Source organism: Pseudalkalibacillus sp. Hm43 (genome assembly GCF_054170705.1).
Genome location: NZ_CM135129.1, coordinates 46,240 through 63,032, shown reverse-complemented (window position 1 = coordinate 63,032; position 16,793 = coordinate 46,240). Strand labels below are relative to the sequence as shown.

The window sequence follows — 16,793 nt, the reverse complement described above, 5'->3', positions numbered from 1 at the left end:
CCTAGTTTTCCTAAAACCCTTGTTGTTATTCTCACTAATAATGGTGCAATCCTAAGAAAACTAAGAGGCGGAAAGAGAAAAGAAGCCATAAAAAAACGATGGGAGAAGATCCCATCGTTTCAAAAAGAATTTTAGCTGATTGGTACCAAAATGAAGAAGTCGAGATCGATGATCAGAACATCGGAAGGATCGCTCTGGATACCGAAGAATGCACAACGTGTATCTTCCTCTTTACACAAAAGTGTGAACACAGTGGGAGTCGAGCTACCATCCAATCGTAAATATTGTCCTGTCGTACACGAAATCAACAAGAACTGATTCGGTCCAGTAGGGGTAGGTGAAGGTCCTCCCCCTTCCAACGCAACGTTGATGGTTCGCACCTCTCCTGCTAACAAGAATATCGGATCGACGAACGTTTCAAAACCTTGTGCGGATACTATGAACGTGAACTCTCCCTCCGCTAGACCCGTAATGACATACCTTCCATTTTCGTCAGTGGTGACTTCTGCTCTCAATTCATTGTTTCGTCTAACTGTCACCAAAGCCCCTTGAATAGGTTCTCCAGTTGCTTCACTTGTCACAACACCTTGGATGGTCGCAGGATTCAGCACACCCAGAACAAAATTGAGTGTCAATGAACTACCCGGTGGCACTTCTACCACTTTCACATCTGGTTCAAATCCTGGCAAGGACGCAATAAAGGTCAAGGTTTCTCCAGGCAAGTAGCCGACTACATATTCCCCTTCCCTACTTGTCACACCTAAGTTGACCAACAATCCGTTCGAGTTGTATGCCCTGATACTTACATCATTTAATGGATTACCTTGTTCATTCGTTACGTTTCCTCGCACGAAAGAAGGATTTCCTGTTAATAAAAAGTTGATTGTAGTCGTTTCATTTGCCGTAATCGTCATTCTTTTCGCATCTGAGTCACACCTTAAAGCAAGTGCTCTTATTGAATAGATCCCCGGCGCAAGTCCTCGAATCAAATAAGTTCCGGATTGATCGGTGAGCGTATTGGCGATGATGATCCCATCAGAGTCCATAACGATGACGGAAACGCCAGACACCAGTTCTTGCGTTCTTTCGTCTCTCACTCTACCTGTAACAGCCCCGGGCTCTGTTTCAAGTGCAAAATTTACAATTTCCGTTTCAAGTGGTTGTGCTGTAAACGGTTTTGCGACTGACTCATAGTTCTCATTTCTGGCTGCGACCGTGTATTCACCTGGATCGAATTCCTTAAACATGTATTTACCTGATGCATCAGTCAAGGCTCTCTGGATGATCGTACCACTGGAAGCGATGAGTCTTACAATCGTCCCTTGAATAGGCAGTTCTGTCACTGCATCCGTTACCTGTCCTCGGACAGCAGAAGGGAGCGGGAATAGGCCTAGATTTTGAACTGTCGTCTGGTCTGGAAAGACTTCCACGGATGCTTGATCGCTCCCCAAACCTCCTCCATAAGCTACCACTGTATAAACGGCTGGAGTCAAACCATCAATCAGATATTCCCCATTTTCATTCGTCAAAGTGGTGGCAAGTAATTCCCCATCAGGACTTAACCACCTTACTTGAACAATGGCTCCTGATACACGCTCCCCTGTCACTTGATTCTTTACGATGCCACTCAATGCACCTGGATCCGAAGGAAGTGCGAAATCCAAATCTGTTCTTCTACCACTTACGACGATCGCACCTGCGATTTTTGTCCCATAACCCGAAGCGCTCACCGCTAATTCATATACACCAGGCGTTACGTCAGATATGAGATACCGCCCATCACCTGATTGGGAAAGAACTGTTGCCACTTCCGTACAGTCACCGTCTAACAGTTGAACGACAGCGCTAGAAATTGGTTCTCCGGTTACTTCATCTGTAATGGCTCCCCCAATGCTACCAGGGTTCGGGGTCAGACGGATTGTAGCTTCTACGGTCTCATCCGTTTCAACCATAATACTGATCGCTTTTGTACCAAAACCATCTCTTGAGGCAACCACAAACAGCGAGCCAGTAGGAATGTTGTCAACCGTGAATCTTCCATCTTCGTTTGAAAAACTAGAATTCAACAAATTGTTTGCTTCATCTTTGATATTAATGACCGCTCCGGCAATACCAACTCCAGAATCATCGTTCAGGACCGTTCCGATCAAGTTCCCAGATTCAGTAAAGAGTGTGATATCCAATTCACTTGTTGTCCCTCCTGCGACTGTGACAGGAACGACCTTCGATCTGAACCCTTCCGCGCTAATACTGATCAGGTATTGTGCCGGTGTAAGATTGAAGAAACTGAAATCACTCTCTGGTGATGCAATGGTGGATTGTAGGAGCAATCCTTTGCTATCCAGGAGACGAACCCCGATTTCGACTGAGTTAATCCGATTTCCGTCCACATCTCGGAGTACACCTAGAATCGAACCAACTGACCGGCTAAGAGCAATGTTCACAGTTGTTAACTCTCCTGTTTGAACAATGCCACCCTTTGTTTGTTTTGCATAGTTCGTCTTCGTAACAGAAACGGTATAGCTTCCTGGAGCTAAACGGTCGACAAAATAACCACCTGAAGTATTCGTCGCTGTCGTTGCAATGACGAGACCATTCGAATCAAGAATATTGACATTCGCTCCGACAATCGGCTCTCCAGTCGTTTGATCCGTTACCTTTCCTGTTATCGTCCCTGGGCTTACTCTTAATACAAAGTTAATCACTTTATTTTCATTTGCGACCAGCGTAATACCAGACGATTGAGAAGCAATGTCAGGTGCTGCTACACGAATTGAATAGGTTCCAGGAGGCAGCCCTCCAATTGAATAGAAGCCATCCGCATTTGCTGCACTCGTCCCAACTACGACACCGTTACTATCCACAATCTTGATGACTGCATTCTTAAATGGCTGACCATCCGTTCCAAGGACCGTCCCAGAAATACTACCCGAATTGGTGGTCAAGAATAGATTCGTTGTTGTCGTCTGGTTTGAGAAAACTGTACTTCCAGCTGAATTTTCCGTATATCCGACTGCGTTGACGACAATCGTATACGTACCTGGTACCAGACCAGTAATCGTATACTGCCCTAATCCATCCGTTAAAGCCATCGCAATCGGAACGATATCCTGTGCTGAGAAAACAAGCACTTCTGCACCAACCAATCTGGTGTTCGTTTCAGAATCACGAATTGTACCTGTAATCGCACCTGGATTTGGATCCAGTCCAAAATTGACAACAGTCGTCTCATCCGAAACAACGGTAACTCCTACTTCTTGTGTTTGAAAATTAGGATCTCGTGTTACAATCCTGAATTGCAACGCCGCCAAACTAACGAATTGATAGAAGCCGTTAGAGTCAGTCGTTGTATTGAATACCAGGATTCCGTCTTGGTTGAAAACCTCAACATTAACACCCGATACTGGATCTCCCGTATTATTGTTCGTGATGGTTCCTTCTATCGTACCCGGATTCGGCACAAGTTTGATATCCACACGGGTGACCTCGTTGGATTCAACGATGTCCGTCGCTTCTGCAGCACCAAATCCATTTGCTGAAGCTATAACTGTGTAAGTGCTTGGTGATAATGTTGAAACGGCATAATCACCATTCGGATCAGTTATCGTGTTCGCAATGATTGGCCCACTTGGCGTTTGTGCTCTGATCGTTATTGTGGCCCCTACAATCGGATCACCTGTATTGAAGTTCGTAATCGTCCCTGTAATCGTTCCAGGTTCAGGCGATAACGCAAAACTCAATGTCGTTGTATCGTTTGGCAGGATAGTGAAACTTGCTGTGCTAGAGGTGAAATTGGCAGCAGACACAATAGCCGTATAATTGCCAGGTCTTAATCCTTGTGTGAGAAACTCTCCTGAACCGTCAGAAGTTACAGTAGCAACTTGCGAGCCATTTTCATCAATAAGAATGACTGCTCCTGCAATCGGATTCCCTGTCGCTATATTGGTTACAAAGCCGGTCAAAAAGCCTAAGCTTTCTGTCATACCGATATTCACCGTTTCCGTCTGATTCGGACTGACCACAGCTGTGACCGATTCAGCTCCGAAGTCTTCCGCCGCTACACCAATATTCACAGTCCCACCAGGGATATTGGCTGCAGTATATTGACCATTCAATCCAGATATAGTCGAAGTGATCGGTATCCCTTCTGAAGTGGTGAATGTAAGAACAGCTCCGCTGATCCCCTCTGAACTGGAAAGGTTGAACACTCTTCCTGTTATGATTCCAGGTAATAACGAAAGTGGTATTGATACATTTTGAGTCGTGTTGGCAATTACGGTTGCAGCGATTGTATTGGCTGCATAATCCGTTGCTGTTGCATTGATCTGATACTGACCAGGTTGAAGTGCAAAGAACGTAAATGTACCATCCGAATTTGCTACTAGCGTTTGAAGAAGCGCACCGCTGTTATCGAATAGTTTGATGCCTGTGTTATCACCAAGGATCGGATCACCATTTTCGTCAACTACCGTACCTGAGATGTTTCCGACTAAGCTGGTCAGAGTCATATTCGCAATTGAATCTTCATTACTTAGGACCATAACCCCAACAAAGTTAGTTGAAAAATCTGTAGCAGTCGCAACAACCGTATATGAACCAGGCGCGATTCCATCAACCAGAAATTCACCGAATTCATTGGTTGTCGTCGTTCTGATCGGGAGATTGTCAGCATTTCGAATGATGATTGTGGCACCTGCAATAGCATCACCGTTCGTATCTATGATTTGTCCAGTTATCCCACCTGGGTCAGGAATCAATACAAAATTGGCATTTGAAATAATCTGTCCCGGCTCCAAAGTAACTCCATTCGTAGCGGATGAGTAGTCTTGAGCATTTACTACGATAGTGAACGAACCTGGTGGTAGATTCCCAATGACATATTGTCCATTTTGATCTGTTCCACCTGTTTGTAAAACCGTCCCATTCCCATCAATCACCTGAATGGCGGCATTCGTCACAGGATCTCCAGAGGTATCGGTTATGACTCCACCAACCTCTGCAGGATTAGGTGTAATCGTAATGGCTACTGCCGTTACTTGATCGGATACGACTGTTGCTCCTGCTGTTGCGGTCTGATAATTCGGTGCAGTCGCAGTCACAATGTATTGATCAGGTTGAAGGTTATTGAATTGAAACGCACCGTTGGAATCTGCAAGAGTAGTCCCAATGGGAACACCGTTTGACGTGGTTAATGTAATCAAAGTGCCGGTAACAACCGGGTTAACCGTTCCAGAAATAGAACCTGGGTTGCTCACTAAACTCTGATTCACAATGGTCGATTCGTTGGATTGGACGATGGCTCCTGTTGAAGCCGATTGGAAACCAGCTGCAATAGCGGTTATGGTGTAATTTCCAGGTGCCAGCCCATCAAACACATAAGTGCCATTTGAATCAGTCAGCACCGTTCCCACAAGGAATCCCGTATCATCAACCACTCGAATCACAACATTTGATAGAGGATTACCATCTGTATCTGTAATCGTACCAATGACACTACCGGGTTCTGGAGTCAAGGCCACATTGGCTATCGTAGTCTCACCTGGTAGTAACATCACCGTAGCCGAATTTGTTTGGAAATCAGTAGCACTCGCTAGGATGCCATACGATCCAGGAGTGAGATTATTCACTTCATACTGGCCATTTAAATCAGTGAATGTTGTTGTGACGGTGTTTCCATTTAAATCAACAACTCTGATCTCAATCATCTGCCCTGTAATCGGCAGACCTGTTGATGAATTAATGATCGTTCCCGTTACACTGGCAGGATTCGGCTCAAGGACGAAATCTGTGGTTGTCGTTTGACCGGATAGTATCGTTGCGCCTTTTTGTTGCGTCTGAAAATCTTCTGCTTGTACTGTGACTATATAATTACCCGGCGCAAGGCCAATTGCAGTGTATAACCCCAGATTGTTCGTCACGACTTGCGTAATGTTCGCACCAGTCCGGGCATCACGGATTGTAAGGACAGCACCTTGGATTGGATCTCCCGTTGTTGTCTCAACAGATCCAGTCAATGTACCAGGATTCGGCGTCAAGATGAAGTTTGCAGTCGAGATTTCATTTTCAACCACTGATGCACCGACGGTTTCTGTACCAAAACCTTCTTTCGAGGCACTTACTGTATAGGCACCTGGTATGAGATTGTTGAAAATATACGTACCATTGTTGTCTGATGTTGTAGAAGCAACAAGGATATTGTTAAAGAAAACTTCCATAACAGCACCAGAAACAGGATTTCCTGCTGTATCCGAAACCGAGCCTGAAATGGCTCCAACCAACTTTTCTAAATCTACATTCAATGTTGTGGTCAGACCTGGCAATATCTTGGCTGCAACTGATTTAGAACCATACCCCTCAGCAATAAAAGTCACTGTATAAATACCTGGAGCTAATTTGTTTACACTGAAGTCTCCATTTATATCCGTTAAAGTGGTTTCTATTGTGACACCACGCGCATTTATGACTTGAACGGTGGTATTCGGAATAGGAGTAGTTGTATTTCCATCCGTTACAGTTCCACTCAACGTTCCTGGATTTGGTCTCAAAGTTACATTCAATACTTCTGTTTCACCAGCTGATAACGTAAATCCAAGAATTTCAGTAATAAACAAATCCTTGCTGACTCTGAGTTTGTAGTCTCCTGGCGCCAGCTCATTCAGAAGGTAGTCACCTGTTGCGTTTGTGATCGTCCTACTGATGACCGTACCTGCCAAATTCAATACCTCTACAAGTGCACCGACAATCGGATCACCATCCGAATTCGTCACTTTACCTTGGACTGTACCAGGGTTTGGCTCTAATACGAAATTGACTGTCGAGGCACTGTTGGCTTCAACTGTCACCCCTTCAGAGGCGGACTGGAAATTCGTGGCGGTAACTGTAATGGAATACTGACCAGGCTTTACGGATGGAAAGGAATAATTTCCACTGGCATCGGTCGTTGTATCATCCACTACATTTCCTGCAGTATCGGATAATAAAACGGTAGCATTATTGATTGCCCCACCACCAGATTCAGTGACTGTTCCGTTAATACTCCCTGGAACTTTTGTGAGAAATACATCTCTTCTTGTAATTTCGCCAGCATTGATCGTTATGGTTTGAATTTTCGTGATGTAATTCACTTTCGAAAATTCGATTGTATAGGATCCTGGAGTTATTTCGGTAAGGCTATACTCTCCATTCGCGTTTGTTGTACCTGTAGCAATCGTCGTCGGTCCGTCCTTCAATTCTACGATGACATCCGAAAGCGGTAGTCCTGACGTTTGATCCTTTACAATACCAATAACACCGCCGTTATCTACAACCGTTACTTTGGTGGTGACAGGATCGGGTCTGAGTCGTTTACCTGTACTACTATCGGTACCTTTAGCAGTTGCTCTCTCCAGCGTTTTCTCCCCAGCTCTGTTAAAAAAACCACTGACTTCAAACTCCAATACAGCACTAGCACCAGATGCAATCGTACCGATTTCCCAACTTAGTCTTTTTCTGCGTGTATTGATAGTCGCATTACCATTGCTTATATTTGTGATTGTGAACGTGTTGAGAATATTAAACCTTATGACATCGCTCAAGGATACATTTGTCGCTTCGCTTCCTCCGGTGTTCTCGACAATCAATCTCGCGGTGTAGACAGCCTCAACACCTGCCGCCACAGTGGTAGGGCCGCTTAAGATGATTTTTTGTAAATTTAAATTGGCTCTGATATCCGTATCACTTAATGAAATCGGGTCAGAGAAGGCATCCTCGAACTGGAACCCTTCACTTACCCGCAAAGAATCCTTGTTATAATTGTTCGCATTTGTGGCTGTGTATGAAATCAATTGCAATGGCGTGTCTTCGTTGATTTTGAGGAATTTGAATAATGTATTTGCAGGAATGAAGAAATCAAGGAATACATTGTCATCATTTCCAAAACGGGTATCCGCTGGTGATACCCGCGCTCGATCGAAATTGATGATCGCTTTTGAGTAGCTTGGTTTCCCTTTTCCGTCCTTTCCATCTGCTGGATCGTTCCATGAATTTACTTCTGGATCTGTGTTTTCAACGAGATTCAATCTCCCGCTGTTACCATCAACAGCTAGTAGCCATTGATAAGTCCCAACTGGACCTCCTGTATTAAAAAGGACGCCCCATGAAAAATTATTAAAACCTGTCTTTTGTTTGTTCCTTGGATCTTCTCTCAACCTTAAACGGAAGTATGCATTTTTCCCATCATAGGCCATCAAAAAAGATGGATGATCCTGATTACCTACCAAGTCTACAGATGTGGGATTTTCATCTCCAGTCACATCGAAATAAAATCCCGATTCTAACGGTATCGGGGTGTATTGATTATTATTAGGAAAAGACAACTTTTCCTCCTCCTTTTATTGTCACTCATAATAGATGTATGTCCTATCAGGAGGTAGGTGTTGGGTACAAGTCTTGAAAAAAACCAATTTCCATGTTTATCCATATACGTACAAGCCTGTTTTTTTCAATTAATCCACAATAAAAAAGCGATGACTTTTGCCACCGCTTTATTGATATTTCTAACTGATTGGCACGAGGATAAAACAGGCTAACTCGACGATCAAGATCTCGGTCCCACCATTTGTTCTAAAAGAGAAGGTTGCACAACCATCTTCAATACGTAACAAGGTGAATACCGTTGGTGTTGAGCTTCCATCAAGCTTTACATAACGACCCGTTCCACAAGCAATCAAGTAATATTGATTTGGACCAGATGGTGTCGGAGTCGGACCACCTTCCAGGGCAACATCAATTGTGCGGACTTCTCCAGCTAATAGGAAGATCGGATCAACATAAGGTTCAAACCCTTGAGCATTAACCGTAAATGTATACTCCCCTTCACCTAAACCGGAAATGGAATATCTGCCGTCTCCATCCGTAGTGACTTCCCTTACAAGCACATTATTCCTTAGTAGTGATACCACTGCTCCACTGATGGGGTCACCGGATTCTCTACTTGTTATAACGCCTTGAACCGTAGCCGGATTACTGATACCCAAAACGAAATTGATGGTGATTTGACTGTTTGGCGGGACATCAACGACTTTCCGATCAGGAATAAATCCTGGTAAGGAAGCGATGAATGTCAAAGTCTCTCCAGGTAACGATCCAATCACATATTCCCCTTCTCTACTTGTAACACCAAGATTCAATAACAATCCATTCGCATTATAAACACGGATACTCACGTCATTCAGAGGATTACCATTTGTGTCTGTAACATTCCCACGAACGGTTGAAGGAAGTCCCATCAGCAAAAAGTTGATGGTCGTCGTTTCACCCCCAGTGATGATTAAACGCTTAGCATCCGAATCACATTCAAGAGCGAGTGCTCTGATCGTATACGTTCCAGGTGCTAAACCTTGAATGAGATATCTGCCACTTTGATCTGTTAAAGTATTAGCGATAACAACCTCATTTTCATCCATCACAATCACTGAAACTCCTGAGACGCGTTGTTGTGTTTTTTCATCTTTTACTAGACCCGTTACAGAGCCAGAATCTCTTAGTAATTCAAAATTCACGGTTTCCGTTTCCGATGGTTCGGCAGTAAAACTTTTCTCGGCTGATGCATACGCGTCAATCCTCACCGTGATGGTGTACTCTCCCGGGTCGAAGCCTTCGAACATGTAATTTCCAGAAGAATCGGTGAGCGTTCGTTGCAAAATCGTCCCACTTGAAGCAATTAATCGGACAAGAGCATTTTCTACTGGCAAACCAGTTCCTGCATCAGTAATTTCCCCTTGAGCGGCCGAAGGGAGCGGAAACAGACCCAGGTTCTGTATCGTTGTTTGATCTGGGAACACTTCAATCGATGCTTGATCACTGCCGAATCCGCCACCATATGCGAGTACTGTATAAATAGCTGGAGTTAATCCTTCAAACAGATATTCCCCATTATCATTTGTCACAGTTGATGCTAACAATTCTCCATCGGGACTTAACCATCTTAGCTGAACCGTGGCACCAGAAACCGAATCCCCAGTCACCTGATCTGTTACAATTCCACTTAAACTACCAGGAGAAGGAGGTAAGGCAAAGTCCAACACTGTCTTATCATCACTTACTACGATAGCTCCTGCAATTCTTGTTCCATAATCAGGGTGACTAGCAGCTAGCTCATATACCCCTGGACTTAAGTTAGGAGCTAAATAACGACCATCTGCCTGGGTAAGGAGTGTTTCAACAGAGGTTTCGTCACCTGTTAATACTTGGATATTCGCTCCCTCTATCGGCGCGCCAGTTTCTGCATCGGTCACGCGACCTTCGACGCTACCCGGATTCGGCGTCAGTCTGATTTCGCGTTCTGTTGTTTCATTTGGTTTAACCATTATACTGATTGAACTTGTTCCGAAACCATCCCGTGAGACATTGACAAACAAAGTCCCTGGTGGCAGATTATCTACACCGATATTTCCGTTTTCATCTGAAATACTGGAAGTTAATAAGATATTAGCAGCATCTTTGATCATGACCGAAGCACCAGCAATACCATCAAGTGTATCCCGATTGATTACTTGACCAATCAATCTACCTGAGTCTCTGAAAAGAGTAATATCCAAATTCTTAGACTCTCCACCTACCACTGTTACCGGGACGACTTTAGATTGAAACCCTTCTGCGCTTATGCTGATTAGATATTGCCCAGGACTTAAGTTAAGGAAACTGAAATCACTATCAGGTGAAGCAACAGTTGAGAGAAGCAAAAGTCCTTTATTGTCCAACAACCTGACTCCGATTTCTAACCCTTCAAGCCTGTTCCCTTGCTCATCTCTTAAAATTCCGAACACGGATCCTGTTGAGCTACCGAGTGCAACGTTCACAATCGTGAAATCATCTGCGTTGACGATGGCACCCTTCATACTCTTTGCAAATCCGACTTTTGAAACGGATACTGTGTAACTACCTGGTGCCAAGCGATCTACAAAATAATTTCCGATTGTATTGGTGGCAGTGGTCGCTACCACTTGCCCATTCAAATCGAGAATATTGACATTTGCCCCCACAATCGGATCACCTGTAGCTTGTTCGGTCACTGTTCCTCTGATTGTGCCAGGATTCACTCTTAGAACGAAATTGATTACTTTATTCTCATTTGCAATTAATGATACTCCAGACGATGCTGTAACAACATCTGGTGCTGCCGCACGTATTGAATAGGTTCCTGGTGGCAAATTTCCGATGGAATAAGATCCATCCTGATTTACTGCACTCGTTCCAACCACAACACCATTGCTATCCACGATTTTGATAACCGCATTTTTGAACGGCTGCCCATCCGTACCAAGTACTGTGCCTGAAACACTACCTATTTCACTAATTAAAGCAAGGTCTGTGGTCGTTGTCTGATTCGTCAAAACCGTACTACCTGTAGAGTTCTCAGCGTACCCTACTGCGTTTACGACAATTGTGTAAGTGCCTGGCACAAGACCTGATACGGTGTACTGTCCTAAACCATCTGTCAAAGCGACTGCTATTGGTACGATGTCTTGAGCAAAGAATACGAGTACTTCAGCCCCGACAAGACGTGCCCCTGTTTCTTCATCGGTAATCGTTCCAGTAATCGCACCTGGATTCGGATCGAGTCCAAAATTGACGATGGAGGTTTCATCAGAGACAACTAACACCCCAACTTCCTGCGATTGGAAAATAGGACTACTTGTTACAATTCTGAATTGTAAAGCAGCGAGACCTGTAAATTGATAAAAACCGTTTGCATCCGTTACTGTTGTGAAAACAAGTATTCCATCTTCATTGTAGACATCCACCATAACACCAGATACCGTAGCACCAGTGTTGTTATTTGTAATCGTTCCTTGAATCGTCCCCGGGTTTGGAACCAATTTGATATTGACTGTTTCAGTTTGATTCGATTCAACAATCGTTGTCGCTTCTGCAGCACCAAATCCTTCAGCGGACGCCACAACAGTATACGTACTAGGAGAGAGAGTAGAAACGGTGTATTCACCATTCTCATCCGTTAAGGTCGTAGCAATAATCGGTCCGCTAGGTGATTGTGCTCGAATAGCGATTGTAGCTCCAACGATCGGCACACCATTATTGAAGTTCGTAATACGTCCTTCGATGCTGCCAGGTTCAGGTGATAATGCAAAACTCAGCGTTGTCGTTTCATTCGGTAGAATTGTAAAACTAGCTGTACTAGAAGTAAAACCATCTGCTGCAGCAACAGCTGTATAGCTTCCCGGGCTTAAACCTTGTGATAAAAACTGTCCTGAATCATCTGAAGTTACACTTGCCACTTGTTGACCATTTTCATCAATTAATACAACAGCACCTGCAATCGGGTTTCCAGTAACAATATCTATAACGTAACCGGTGAGAAAACCAAGACTCTCTGTGAGACCGATATTGACGGTTCTGGTCTCATTAGGATTCACCACTGCCGTTACGGATTCAGCACCGAAGTCTTCCACTACAGCGCTAATGACAACTGTACCCGGTGGGATATTAGCTGCAGTATATTCTCCGTTTGTTCCACTGATTGTAGAGGTAATAGGTAACCCTTCAGGAGTCGTTAATGTGAGGACTACTCCACTGATTCCATCGGATGTTGCCGTATTGAAAACCCGACCTGTTATGGTTCCTGGTAACAAAGCAAGAGGAATATTAAGATTTTCTGTCGTATTCGCAATTACGGTTGCACTGACTGTATTGGCCGTATAATTCGGTGCAGTTGCATTCACAAGATACTGCCCTGGTTGGAGACCCAGTATCGAGAAGGTCCCATCTGAATCAGCGACTAAAGTTTGTAATAAGGTGCCGCTTTCATTAAACAACTTAACTCCAATGTTATCCCCTGTAATCGGGTCACCGTTTTCATCAACAACAGTACCTGCGATGTTTCCAACCACACTTGTAAGAATAATATTCGCAACCGTACTTTCATTACTCTCCACAATGACCCCTACAAAGTTTGTAGAAAAATCCGGAGCCGTCGCCACCACTGTATACGAACCAGGAGCAATCCCTTCGACTAGAAATTCACCAAACTCATTGGTAGTGGTTGTGCGTATCGGAATATTCTCTGCGTTTCGGATGATAATGGTTGCCCCTGGAATCACATCACCATTCGTATCCGTTATTTGTCCGACAATAGTTCCAGGATCAGGTACTAATACAAAGTTCGCATCTGTTACGATTTGTCCAGCTTCTAATGTGACTCCATCTGTTGCAGAAGAATAATCTTGTGCGTTTACAACAATGGTGAATGATCCTGGTGGAAGATTTCCAATTGCATACTGTCCATTTTGATCAGTTCCGCCGCTTTGCAAGACCGTACCATTATCATCAAGAATCTGAATGGTCGCATTTGTGACTGGATTACCAGATGTATCCGTTATCGTCCCGCCTACTTCAGCTGGATTAGGTTGAATGGTCAATGAAACCGAGGTCACTTGGTCAGATATGACTGTAGCACCTGTTGAAGATGTTTGATAGTTCGGAGCGGTAGCCGTAACGATATATTGACCTGGTTGTAGATTGTTAAATTGAAAATCCCCGTTTGAATTCGCAATTGTAGAGCTGATCGGGATGCCTTCTGATGTCGATAATGTAATGATTGTTCCATCTTCAACAGGAGTGACACTTCCAGATATAGATCCAGGATTACTGACTAAGCTCTGGTTAACGACTGTCGTTTCATTCGATTGGACAATCGCCCCCGTTGACGATGATTGGAAACCTTCTGCAATGGCGGTAACGGTGTAGTTTCCAGGCGCAAGACCATCGAAAACATAATCACCGTTGCTGTCCGTTAATACAGTGCCAACTAGAAAGCCTGTGTCATCGACTATACGAATCAGGACATTGGAAAGTGGATTACCAGATGTATCCGTAATCGTTCCTATGATACTGCCAGGCTCAGGCGTTAATGTCACGTTTGTAACTGACGTTTCCCCCGGCTGTAGCGTGACTGTGGCTGAGTTGGTTTGAAAATCAGGTGCACTTGCCTGTATCCCATAAGTTGCAGGCATCAGGTTATTCACTTCGTACTGTCCGTTCAAATCCGTAAAAGTGGTAGTCACCACATTCCCATTAAAATCGACTACTTTTACTTCAATTACTACTCCAGTAATGGGAAGTCCGGTCGATGCATTGATAATTGTACCGGTTACACTAGCAGGATTCGCTTCAAGTGTGAAATTCGCTGTTGTCGTTTGATTAGATAAAATCGTTGCGCCTTTTTGTTGACTTTGGAAGTCTTCCGCTTGTGCAGTGATAATATAAGTTCCTGGTGCAAGACCCGTGGCCGTATAGATCCCTTGATTGTTCGTTAATACTTGAGTGATATTCGCACCTGTACGGGAATCCTTAACTGTAAGGACGGCACCTTCTATCGGATCACCAGTTGTTGTAAGAACTGTCCCGGTCAATGTACCTGGGTCAGGTGTTAAAGAAACATTCGCGATGGATGTCTGATTTTCAACAACAGAGGCACCTACTGTTTCAGTTCCGAAGTTTTCTTTGGATACGCTTACTGTATACGCACCCGGAATCAAATTGTTGATGACATATGTTCCGTTGCTGTCCGTAGTCGTTGAAGCCACCAGAATATTGTTCAGGAAGATTTCAACTGTTGCTCCAGACAGAGTGTTCCCTGAGTTATCCGTAACAGTCCCCGAAATCGCTCCGACCAGCTTCACTAATTCAACATTTAATGTCGTCGTTTCAGCTGATCGAATTTTTGCACCTATTGATTGGGAGCCATATCCCTCAGCAATGAAAGTAACAGTATAGGAACCTGGAGCGAGCCTTGGGACTGTATAATCTCCGCTCGCATCCGTCATAGTGGTGGCTACGGTCACACCCAGCCCGTTCGTTACTTGAACAGTCGCATTCTGAATCGGATTACCTGAAGCTGCATCTGTTACTGTACCGGTCAATGTACCTGGATTCGGCCTCAATGAAACATTCAATACTTCCGTCTCACCTGCGGATAAGTTGAATCCAAGAACCTCAGTGGTGAAAGCTGCCTTACTTACCCTTAATTTGTAATCTCCAGGTGCTAGATCATCAATGATGTAGTCTCCTGAAGCATTGGTTGTTGTCGTATCAATGACCAGTCCAGCTAAATTCACTACCTCAACTAGTGCAGAAGAAATCGGATTTCCGTTTTGATCGGTGACCTGTCCTTGAACTGTACCGGGATTCGGTTGCAAAACAAAGTTGACCGTAGACGCATCGTTAGCGGTTACGGTAACACCTTGGGTGGCAGATTGAAAATTTGTAGCCGTAACGCTAAGTGTATATTGCCCAGGTGTTACGGAAGGAAAAGAATAGTTACCTGCGGCATTCGTCGTGGTAGTAGCAACTACGTTACCAGCCGTATCCAACAATCTAACGGTGGCGTTATTTATGGCACCTCCACCAGAATTTGTGACAGTTCCACTAATGCTACCTGGAAGTTCAGTCAAGAATACATCTTTTCTCGTAATTTCACCCGCATTGATGGTCACATTCTGAATGTTTGTTATATAATCCACTTTCGAGTATTCAATCGTATAGTTGCCGGGTGATATTCCAGTCAGGCTGTATTCACCATTGGCGTTCGTCGTGGTTGTTGCTATGGTGGTAGCCCCATCCTTCAGTTCTACCGTTACTCCTGTGAGCGGAAAGCCTGTGGTATGATCCTTAACAACACCTACCACTCCGCCATCTTCTATGACCGTTATGGTTGTCGTCTCCGTTTGTGGTGTTAACCTTTTTCCAGTTTTACTATCCGTCCCTTGGACCGTTGCGGTCTCTAATGTCCTGGTTCCAGGATTATTGAAAAAACCACTCAATTCAAAATCCAAAACTGCATTGGATCCAGGAGGTATACTTCCGATTTCCCAACTCAGCGTTTTCGTTGTGTTATTAAACGTTGCATTCCCTGTTGATACACTCGTAATGATAAAGGTGTTCAGTAAATCGAATTGGATAACATCTCTTAAACTTACTGTCGTCGCTTCACTTCTCCCGATATTCTCAACAATTAATCGTGCACTATAACTTGCTTCATTTCCTGCGCTTACAGTAGTCGGTCCACTGAGGATGATTTTCTCAAGGTCTAATCGTGCTTTTATGTCTGCGTCGATTGGGGATATTGGATCTGAAAAAGCATCTATAAATTGAAATCCTTCACTGACTCTCAATGAATCTTTGTTGTAGTTGTTTGCATTTGTCGAGGTAAAAGAAATGAGTTGTAGAGGCGTATTTTCGGTTATGTTCAGAAAATCGAAAAGAATGTTCGCAGGGATAAAAAAATCCAAGAAGACATTATCATCATTCCCAAACCTAGTTGGAGCAGGTGTTACTCTGGCAATGTCAAAATTGATAATGGGTTGTGAATAATTGGGTGCCCCTCTGCCATTGGTTCCTTCAGCAGGATCATTCCATGAATTAACCCTTTCTACAGTATTTTGTATAAGATTCAATTCACCATCCAACCCATTGACTGCTAATAGCCATTGATACGTTCCCGGCTGACCTCCTGTATTAAAGAGAACTCCCCAAGAAAAATTGCGAAATCCTGTCAATTGCCGATTCCGGGGATCTTCTCTTAATCGAAGCCTAAAATATACGTTCGTACCATCGTAAGCCATAGCAAACGAAGGGTTTGCCTGATTTCCGACAAGGTCTACAGAAGTCGGGTTCTCATCGCCTGTCACGTCAAAATATAACCCTGCTCCTAACGGTATTGGGGTATATTGATCATCATTTGGAAAAGCCAACCTAGTTCCTCCTTTTATTGTCACTCTTATTAGTTGTATGTCCTA

General features: G+C 44.0%; 2 protein-coding genes. Both read right to left on the bottom strand.

Going from position 1 to position 16,793, the window contains the following annotated elements:
- Positions 1-131: 131 nt before the first annotated feature.
- A complete protein-coding gene (locus ACXQIQ_RS00280) occupies positions 132-8,354 on the bottom strand; it encodes a carboxypeptidase regulatory-like domain-containing protein (protein WP_439300718.1) in 8,223 nt (2,740 codons plus the stop codon).
- A 180-nt stretch (positions 8,355-8,534) separates the two neighbouring features.
- Positions 8,535-16,748, bottom strand: a complete 8,214-nt coding sequence (locus ACXQIQ_RS00275) for a carboxypeptidase regulatory-like domain-containing protein (protein ID WP_439300719.1) — start codon at positions 16,746-16,748, stop codon at positions 8,535-8,537.
- Between the last annotated feature and the right edge of the window lie 45 nt (positions 16,749-16,793).